Origin of the sequence: Thiohalophilus sp., from assembly GCF_031581315.1 — a bacterium.
Lineage (GTDB): Bacteria > Pseudomonadota > Gammaproteobacteria > UBA6429 > Thiohalophilaceae > Thiohalophilus.
In genome coordinates this window covers 11,314-20,129 of sequence record NZ_JAVLAZ010000008.1, presented here as the reverse complement: position 1 = coordinate 20,129, position 8,816 = coordinate 11,314, and the positions used below count along the sequence as shown (strand labels likewise).

General features: G+C 57.7%; 8 protein-coding genes. 3 read left to right on the top strand and 5 right to left on the bottom strand.

Annotated elements, in window-relative coordinates; translation table 11 throughout:
- Positions 1 to 144: 144 nt before the first annotated feature.
- The 3 genes from RI563_RS01975 to RI563_RS01965 all read right to left on the bottom strand — a co-directional run bounded on the left by RI563_RS01975 (position 145) and on the right by RI563_RS01965 (position 3,180).
- Positions 145 to 1,440 (bottom strand): TlpA disulfide reductase family protein, encoded by a 1,296-nt coding sequence (locus RI563_RS01975; RefSeq protein ID WP_310692665.1) that lies wholly within the window; start codon positions 1,438 to 1,440, stop codon positions 145 to 147.
- Positions 1,441 to 1,546: 106 nt separating this feature from the next.
- Complete coding sequence (locus RI563_RS01970) at positions 1,547 to 2,044, bottom strand: DUF2452 domain-containing protein (RefSeq protein WP_310692664.1); 498 nt, start codon at positions 2,042 to 2,044, stop codon at positions 1,547 to 1,549.
- A gap of 80 nt (positions 2,045 to 2,124) precedes the next feature.
- Positions 2,125 to 3,180, bottom strand: coding sequence for a phosphate/phosphite/phosphonate ABC transporter substrate-binding protein (locus tag RI563_RS01965; protein WP_310692663.1), 1,056 nt, complete (start codon positions 3,178 to 3,180; stop codon positions 2,125 to 2,127).
- A 236-nt stretch (positions 3,181 to 3,416) separates the two neighbouring features.
- Between RI563_RS01965 and RI563_RS01960 the strand changes: the two genes are divergently transcribed.
- On the top strand, positions 3,417 to 5,366 hold the full coding sequence (locus tag RI563_RS01960) for a bifunctional diguanylate cyclase/phosphodiesterase (protein ID WP_310692662.1): 1,950 nt from the start codon (positions 3,417 to 3,419) through the stop codon (positions 5,364 to 5,366).
- Positions 5,367 to 5,606: 240 nt separating this feature from the next.
- On the opposite strand, the gene RI563_RS01955 is transcribed toward RI563_RS01960, so the two are convergent.
- Together RI563_RS01955 and RI563_RS01950 are read right to left on the bottom strand one after the other, a co-directional pair.
- Positions 5,607 to 6,284 carry a lysophospholipid acyltransferase family protein gene (locus RI563_RS01955; protein ID WP_310692661.1) on the bottom strand — a complete coding sequence of 226 codons (678 nt, stop codon included), beginning with the start codon at positions 6,282 to 6,284 and terminating at the stop codon, positions 5,607 to 5,609.
- 187 nt (positions 6,285 to 6,471) lie between these two features.
- Positions 6,472 to 7,098 (bottom strand): 4'-phosphopantetheinyl transferase family protein, encoded by a 627-nt coding sequence (locus RI563_RS01950; protein WP_310692660.1) that lies wholly within the window; start codon positions 7,096 to 7,098, stop codon positions 6,472 to 6,474.
- Between the two features lie 71 nt (positions 7,099 to 7,169).
- On the opposite strand from RI563_RS01950, the gene RI563_RS01945 reads away from it, so the two are divergent.
- On the top strand, positions 7,170 to 8,483 hold the full coding sequence (locus tag RI563_RS01945; protein ID WP_310692659.1) for a cytochrome P450: 1,314 nt from the start codon (positions 7,170 to 7,172) through the stop codon (positions 8,481 to 8,483).
- Positions 8,484 to 8,493: 10 nt separating this feature from the next.
- Positions 8,494 to 8,816, top strand: a 323-nt coding sequence (locus RI563_RS01940) for an AMP-binding protein (protein ID WP_310692658.1), incomplete at its 3' end; no start/stop codon positions are given.

Genomic DNA, 8,816 nt, shown 5'->3' with positions numbered 1-8,816 from the left:
CAGGATATTCCGCAAGCAGGTGAACTTTTGCCGCTTGATCGAAATGTTGTTCTGAACGTCAGGGGCTCCGGTCCGCCAATGCACGCCAATTAACGCAAATCACTTGTCGTTTTAAATTTGCGTGTATTAGCGTTTATTCGCGGACTACTCTCTCTTTTTTCCTGCTGACGACGCAGTCGTGTTTCTGATCAATTGTTTGAGAGTTTCGATGACCTGCGGCGTGTCCCACTCGATTGCCGCATTAACCCCGTAACGAATTCTGCCATTGGCATCGATGATATAGGTTGACGGGAAGGCGATGACCCGCCAGCGGGCGGCCTCGGTGCCGTCATGATCGATTAGCACTGGAAAATTCACTTCCACTTCCTGCAGGAAGTCTTTCACTTCATCGGCCTGCTGGGCGTAGTTGACCGAGATCAGTTCAAACGGTTCGTCGGCCATTTTTTCGCGCAGCCGGTTCAGGGACGGGATCTCTTCCACACAGGGCGGACACCAGGTGGCCCAGAAATTGATGACCCGGACCTTGCCGGTGTAATCCCGCAGGGTGTGTTGTTGGCCGTTGGCATCTTTCAGATCCAGTACGGGCGGCGACCAGGCACCACGAAACGGCTTGAGGCCAATGTCCAGGCCCAGCGGGGTTTCTTCGACGGGCGTTTCATCCGGAAGCGGGGCAACTTTCCGTGGCGTGGGTAATTTGTTCAGCAACGCAATGGCCTGCGCAATACGCTGCGGGGCCTGTTGCAGGTGTTCAAGTGTCGCCTCGGCCTGATCTTCTTTGTAGAACAACGATGTGGCGCCCGGCATCAGCTGGACGAAGACCGGACTGCCGCCGGTTCGCAAGGCACCCAGCAGATCCTTCAGCTGGCTGCGATTGCCGTTGCGCGCGCTTTGCAGAATCATCAGCGGCATGTTGCTGGCATACGTTTCCGGAACATACTGTGGCGGCAGGCCCAGTGATGGAATCCCCTGATAGGCATTGGGCGAGAACATGACCGCGCCGATCAGGCGGTTATCGCCGGGATGTTGTTGCTGCCACGCGCGCATCCCGCGCAGAGCAATAATGGCGCCATAGGAATTGGTGATCAGTACTACCGGTTTGCCGGTTTGCTGCTGTGCCTGTTCGATCAGGCGGGCAATCAGTACCGGATCGATCTGGCGTATGCTGGCCGAGCCACGCGGTAAAAACAGATTCTCCAGCAGGTCCACCTGCCAGGATTCGATGCCGTGCTTTTGCAAGGCCCGGGCAACCTGATCGTGCCGCTCAACGAATCCGTAACCGGGGGGGAACCAGAGTGCCAGCGTGTCACCTTCGGCGGGATAATGGCGCAGTTCCAGCTCCTGGTTTTCAACGTCGACCGTCATACGCGGCGGTTCGCCAGCCAGCGCATAACCGGGCGTCAATAACAGTAACAGGACGAACAGCTTCACACGCAGTGACACGGATGTTTCCTTAACCAGGTTTGAGGGGTCAGATTCAGGGGAGAGCTAAACAGCTAACAGCCCGGTTTATTGTAAACAGACAGGGGAAATCCCCGTCTGTTCCGGGTCAGAGTCCGTGGCCTTCCAGCAGTCGTTTGACCAGCTCGCGGGTTTCATCGCCGTCACCATCGTTAACCGTGGCTATATCGGTCCAGGACATGTCGGCTTCCAGTCGGTAGGAGCCGATATATTCGTTGGGCGGCTGGCCCTGCCAGTCATCGGGTGACAGCATGGAGAACCAGGTCTGCCCGTTTGGCTTGCGGTACAGGTGATAGATGTGTCCCGGCTGGCGCTGGAAGTTGCAGGCCGCCTGATGCAGCTCCTGGTCCTTCTGCGTATCCTCGAGGACCTGGCGCGCCTCATCCTGCAGATGCCGGATTTGATCGGCAATCACCTTCAGCTTGGAGCTGACCCGGGTATTGAGCATTTTATCGGCCTCGCTGATCTGCTTGGCCAGATCGACCAGCTCGAACGCCGGGGCGAGGCGGCTGACCGGATAGGGCGCGGAGCGATCCGCGCCCTCATGCAGTTCGCCGGAATATTTTTTGGTGTCGTCGTTTGCCATGTAGGGAGTGTGTTGTTTGAAACCGGCCTTATTGTAACAGGTCGGGATGGCGCGGCAAAAAAGCCCGATCAGATATCGGGTTAAAGGGTAGAAAGGCGTTTAAGACCGGCGAGTTTTCGCGGATGGGCGAACAGGCGGATCAGCAACCAGGCCAGCAGGGTGAATACCAGCGTGATCAACAGCGTTTGACGGTGTTGCTCGAGCCACAGGTTGGCCACGCTCAGCTGGCGTTCAACCACATGGCGACTCAGGCTTTTGCTCAGTAACGGACGCACGGCATGGTAATTGTCGGCAGGTTGCCAGCCGGCATAGTGTCCGGCCTCCAGTGCCACGTGTCCTTCGGGCAGAGCCAGCAGGCTTTGTTGCACAGCCTGGCGCAGTTCGGCCGGGGTGTCGGGCAGGACACCCAGCGGCCATTGCGGATAGAGTCGGCCGCTGAAACGAAACGGAAAGCCGGGCGTTTCACTGGCCTCGAGGATCTGGACTGCTTGCGGGGAAATACGCCCCTGGCGCAGGAAACGATCGAAATCCCGCGCTGCCATGGCACCCGCCGGATAATCGCCACTCATAACACCGTCCAGTACCGCTTCGCTGTCCCCGGCGAATGTCACCTCGGATAGGGCGTGGTCGGGATCCTGCCCCAGGCGTTCCAGTTCCAGCTGCACCAGTTGCCAGCTGCTGTAATCCTGCGCGCGGGTGGTGACAAAGGGGGTCCGGGCCAGATCGGCGAGCCCCTGGATGCGGTTGTCGGCGCGGGTGAAAATGACCACGGCGGCACTGGCGTGTTGCAGTGCGCCGTCGCGGTGACGACGGGTCAAAAGCCGGATCAGGCCTGCCTGTTGCTCGAGCTGAACGAAGGAGGCCGGGTGGGTAAGGACGAAATCGAATTTGCCCCGGCGCGCATCGTCTTCCAGCTCGCCCAGATCCTGGTAGGGCAGCATCTGGAAACGGTGCGCCGGTATTTGCTGGCCCAGGTAGTCGGCGCTCGGCTGCCAGCGTTGCATGCCGGTGGCGAAACCCTCGGGGCTGAACACCCCGATTTTGACCAGTGCGGCCTGGGCCGGTTGCAGGCATAACAGCCCGACCACCAGCAGCAGGGTGGTCGGGTGGACAAATCTGGGCAGGGCGTATTGCATGGAACCAATTATAGGCCGCTGTCCGGTATCCCAGGTGTTTGGCTCGCCAATCTGTGACCGGTTTCCCTATGGTTTTAAGCTTTTAAATCAATAACCTGGGGCGTGGGCCCGAATCGCGCGATGGAACTGTGACAGAGCTCTCAAGTTTGCGGCGGGAAGTGTCGATAAATCCGCCTGCGCCACCTGTTTAGCACAATAAAACTCAAAGGAACCGCGCCCGCGGCAATACAGGCTGTATGACCCAATATTCTATTTCCCGGCAGCAGGGCTATGTGCTTCACGCCGGATTTTTACTGGTACTGCTACTGGTGCTCGGGCTGGGTATCGCGGTGCAGCAGGTGTTGCTTGCCCAGCAGGAGACACTCCTGCTCAAGCAGCAGACGGCCCGGGCCGAACACCTGGCTCAACTGTTGCCACAGCAACCGGGCTGGCAGGCGTTACTCGCGGGCCAGGCCTCAAAGACCGAACGCGAAGGCCTGCAGCGCCTTATCGAGGCATTCGGGCCGACGTATTATCAGCTTTCCGGGACCAATGGCTTGCCGCTGTTGTCAGCGGCTTCGGATCAGGAGCCCACAGACCTTTTTCCCTCCCCGACATCCCGGAAGACGGTCCTGGTCGAGGCGGAAGATAACTCCCGGGTGCTGACCCGTGTCCCCGTGGGCGAACCGGCGCAGGCCTCGCTGGAAGTGGTGACTCCCGCCGACTCACTGGAAGCACTGGCGACGGGAACGCGGCGCACCGTGGTGGTGTCGATGCTGCTGTTGCTGGGCGTCGGGTTGCTGGCACTGATGCTACTCGACCGTTGGTTGCTAAACCGTTCCCGACTTCAAGATATCGAACTGGCCCGGCGTGCCTATCATGACGATCTGACCGGGCTGCCCAACCGGGTGCTGTTCTGGGATCGGCTGGAACGGGCCTGTGCCCATGCCCGGCGGGAAGAGAAGCTGGTGGCGCTGGTGCGGATCAATATCGATCGCTTTCAGCGGATTAATCATGCTCTGGGACACGCGGTAGCCGATCGCGTGCTGATGGAAATGGCCCAGCGCCTGCGCAATATCCTGCGCGCCAGTGACAGCGTCATACGTATGTGTGCCGATGACTTCGCCATAATTATGGGTGATGTAGAGCGCAAGGATGAAATCGAAAAGGCCGTATTGCGCCTGGTCGAGGTGGCCGATGAGCCTTACCTGTTTGACGAGCACGAGATCGATATCACCACCCGGGTCGGTATAGCGGTTTATCCCGTCGATCATCAGGAAGATGAAAAACTGTTGATGTCGGCCGATGCGGCGATGCAGCGGGCCCAGAAAACCGGAGGCCGGCATATCGCTTTTTATACACCGGAGATGGGCGAGGGCAGTGCAGGGCGACTCCGGGCCGAACACGGTCTGCGCGCGGCATTGGAACAGCATCAGTTCGAACTGCATTATCAGCCCAAAGTCGACTCGACCAGCGGCTCCATCAAAGGCTTCGAGGCACTGATTCGCTGGCAGCATCCCCAGCGCGGACTGGTGCCCCCGCTGGAGTTCGTACCGGTACTCGAAGAAAGCGGGCTGATCATCCCGGTTGGCGAATGGGTCATCCGCGAAGCTTGCGCTGCGAGCAATCGTTGGCAGGCGGCGGGTTTGCCGGTGTTACCGATTTCGGTGAATGTGGCGGCCCCCCAATTCGAGCAAAGCAATTTCACCTCCCGCATTCAGCAAATTCTCGAAGAGAGCCAGGCCGAGCCCGATAATCTGGAGATCGAAGTGACCGAGAGCTGCCTGATGTCCGATGTGGCGACCAGCGCCCGGGTACTCGAGGAGCTCAAGTCACTGGGCGTGCGTATTGCGGTGGATGATTTTGGCACCGGTTATTCGTCCCTGAGTCATCTCAAACGCTTCCCCATCGATACATTGAAAATCGATCGTTCCTTTGTCACCAATGTTAATGATCGGGCCAGCAGTGACAATGCCAGTATCGTCACTGCCATCATGGCCCTGTCGCACAGTTTACGTCTGAATGTGGTGGCCGAAGGGGTGGAAACCGCCCGTGAGCTGGCCTATCTGCACGCACTCGGTTGCCATACCATCCAGGGTTTCTTGTTCAGCCGGCCGGTGACCGAAAAAGAGGTCATGGATCTGCTACGCGACACGATCAGCATGCAGGAAATTCTCGCCGGCGTGCGCGAAGAACTGAAAGCCTGATTCGGCGGATGTTTATGTTTACGCTCCAGGGGGCCAGTTCCCGCTGTATTGCATTCTCTGAATATACAGAGTCTAAGCAGAAGGAAAAAGCTTGTCTCTCGCAGGGACGCCACGGCGCAAAGAAATCGGATATGGTTCAAACTCAGCGCGCTCCGCGTCTTTGCGAGAGTATTATAGTCGGGCAGGAGTGTGTTCCACGCCGCCTCTCCCTGATATAGCCTGTCTGGGGGCTTTCAGCAATTATCCCTGCAGTGCCTGTTCGGCTGTTTCGGTCAGGCCCTGCAGTGTCTGCTCCAGTTCCTGTTGCACCGGTTCCAGTTCGGTCATGCCCAGCTGGCGATCGATATGCCGTGGTTCGCCAACGGCGATGACAATGCGGGAAAACGGCTTGGGAATAATAAACCGATCCCAGGAGGCCAGTTGCCAGTAACGATCGGCGGCCCAGGAAATTGGAAGAATGGGCGCGCCACTCATTTGTGCGAGCATGATGGCACCGGGTTTGAATTTGTGGATTGGTCCGGTCGGTCCGTCGGAAGTATTGACCGGCGAGATACCCTCTTTGGTGATCAATTCATACAGCTCCTTCAGGGCCCGGGCACCGGTGCGGTGGCTGGAGCCGCGAATGGCCCGCAGTCCCCACGACTCGGCAATCTTCGCCGGCACTTCCCCGTCCCGCGAGGGGCTGATCAAAAAGCCCACCCTGAGTCCACGCCGACGCAGCTGCAGCATGTACCAGATACCGAAGATGTGATGTTGATGCCAGTAGCAGGGAATCACCGGCTTGCCACCGGCCAGGACCCGTTCGGCATTGTCCTCGCCGATGACGGCCTTCACCCGGCAGGTCAGCCACAGGATATTCATCAGGCCCTTGAGAAGGGGTTTGGCAAACAGCGATAGCAGACGGCGGCGTAGTTTCATAATGATTTAGAGTGATAGACGGATGTCGGCCAGTATAACGGTTTGCGGTGTGACAACGCTATTGTGGCAGTTCAGTCCGCTAATGAACGCGAATAACCGCGAATAATTGGCTTGGTCAGAACAATGAAAAAACGGTGAGCCGACTTCTGGTTTATACACGTAAATTTATATTTGCGTGTATTCGCGTTCATTTGCGGATATAAGCCGGATCGACTTTCTCGATCTCGAGCCGGATTGTAGGCTGATCGGTGGCAATGTGACCGGCGTAGCCTTCGGCCAGGTGCAGCGGGGTCAGATACCAGGTCTTGCCGGCGAAATCGGCCCTGTCATCCTGCAGTTCAACCTCGCGTAGTCGCACGATGCCTTCCTGGCCGTGGGCCTTGATGACCGCTTCTTTGCGGGTCCAGAAATCAAAGAACCGGTTCGGTTCCGCTTCGCACTGACGGGCCTGTTCGGCAGTCAGGTATTTGTGTATGACATCGCTTTTCAAAGATCGAAACTGTTCCACATCGATGCCGATTCGCCCGCCGGCCAGTGCCGCCGCGCAGACCAGTTGCCCCGAATGGCTGATATTGAAATCGGCGGGGAAGGGGGAGTCGGATTTGTGGGGACTGGCGAAGTCGACCGCGTCCAGGCTGAATTCGGCAAAACCGAGATCGTGCATGGCTTGTTCCACCAGGCGCCAGCCTGCGGCGGACTGGACCCGGTTGGCATGCTGGCGGTGTTTGCCAATCTGTTCACGTTTACGGGCGGGAAGTTGTGCCAGCCACCGCTCCAGCTTAGCCGGGCTGATTTTCTCCGGATCGATATTCATATATAGTAGGCGGACTTCAGACTGGCACATAATCAACTCGTATCACGATTTTCCAAGATTCAGGCAAGCGAATGACGGCGACAGCACAGGGTTCGAAAAAATTACCCCCCGGCCCGGCCCAGCCCTGCGATCTCAATACCACACCGGAATCCTTTGATATTATCGCCGGGCTGATCGCCGAGTATGGCGATATCTGCCGGCTGACTTCCGAAAGCCGCAAGAGCGACGGCTATCTGGTCAACCACCCCGATTATCTCAAACACATTCTGGTAAAGAATCACCAGAATTATACCAAAGGCGTGGGCTTCGATCGGGTCAAGATGCTGCTGGGTAACGGAATTATTGTCAGTGACGGGCCATTCTGGCGTCGCCAGCGGCGCATGATCCAGCCGGCTTTCAGTCGCAAGGTAATTGCCGAGCTCTCCGAGCAGATCAAACGCTGTAATCTGGAACTGCTCGACAGCTGGGAGACGAAGGCCGAACGGGGCGAGCCGATCAATATCACCGCCGAGGCCAGCGAACTGGCCCTGCAGATCGTGTTGCGTTCCCTGTTCAGCGAGGATCTGGATCGGATTATCGCCGAACAGGGCAGTAATCCGTTTGCGATTCTCACCGAGGACATGGCGCGGGATATGCAACTGGTCATCAAGTTCCGGGCCCTGAGTAAGATTATTCTGGAAGTGATCGAGCGGCGTCGACGCGAGCAGCCCGAGCGGATCGACTTTCTGGCCATGTTCATGGATGCACGGGACAAGGAAACCGATGCGGCGATGACCGACCGGGAATTGCTGGATGAGATCATGACCATGATCATCGCCGGGCATGAAACCAGCGCGATTACCCTCAACTGGGTCTGGTACTTTCTGGCCAAATACCCGGACGTCGAGCGCAAGCTGCATGCCGAGGTCGATAGCGCCGATTACGAACAGATTCCCGGTTTTGACGATCTGGAACAGTTACCCTACGTCAAACAGGTGGTCGAAGAGGCCCTGCGCTATTATCCGCCGGTATGGCTTTATACCCGCCGGGCCATCGAGGACGATCAGCTCGGCGACTATTTTGTACCGGCCGGCACGGATATCTTTATCACGCCCTATTTCCTGCATCGCCATCCTCGCTACTGGCCGCAGCCGGAAAAGTTCGATCCGGAACGTTTTGCCGAGGAGAATATTCGCGAGCAACACAAGCAGGCGTATATTCCTTTTTCCGCCGGGCCGCGACGCTGCATCGGGGATTTTTTTGCCACCGTCGAGATGCAGATGCACTTTGGACTGATGGCACGAAAATTCCGCGTGCAGTTGCTGGACGATCAGCCGCTTGAACTGGAACCGGCGGTGAATCTGCGCAACAAGCAGCCCATTTATTTGCAACTGATACGTCGTTGAAACGAACCCCATGCTGAATTATCAAACGCTTAACGAGGCCTTGCTCGACAACGCCTCCGATCAACGTACCGTGACCTATATCGAAGGCCGCGATAGCGAACAGGTGATTACCTATCGGCAGCTGCATGCACAGGCGCAGAGTATGCTGGGCCGCCTGCAGGCGATGGGGTTGAAACCCGGTGACGAGCTGGTCATCCTGACCCGCAGCAATCCCGATTTTATCGATGCCTTCTGGGGTGCGATCCTGGGCGGTATTGTGCCGGTGCCGGTCGCCGTCGGTATCAGTGACGAGCATCGCGCCAAGCTCTACAAGATATTCAACAAACTGGAACG

Excerpts from the sequence above, each read along its gene's own strand:
- RI563_RS01970 (WP_310692664.1), bottom strand. The coding sequence starts at position 2,044 with ATGGCAAACGACGACACCAAAAAATATTCCGGCGAACTGCATGAGGGC.
- RI563_RS01965 (WP_310692663.1), bottom strand. The coding sequence starts at position 3,180 with ATGCAATACGCCCTGCCCAGATTTGTCCACCCGACCACCCTGCTGCTG.
- RI563_RS01960 (WP_310692662.1), top strand. The coding sequence starts at position 3,417 with ATGACCCAATATTCTATTTCCCGGCAGCAGGGCTATGTGCTTCACGCC.
- RI563_RS01955 (WP_310692661.1), bottom strand. The coding sequence starts at position 6,284 with ATGAAACTACGCCGCCGTCTGCTATCGCTGTTTGCCAAACCCCTTCTC.
- RI563_RS01950 (WP_310692660.1), bottom strand. The coding sequence starts at position 7,098 with ATGAATATCGATCCGGAGAAAATCAGCCCGGCTAAGCTGGAGCGGTGG.
- RI563_RS01945 (WP_310692659.1), top strand. The coding sequence starts at position 7,170 with ATGACGGCGACAGCACAGGGTTCGAAAAAATTACCCCCCGGCCCGGCC.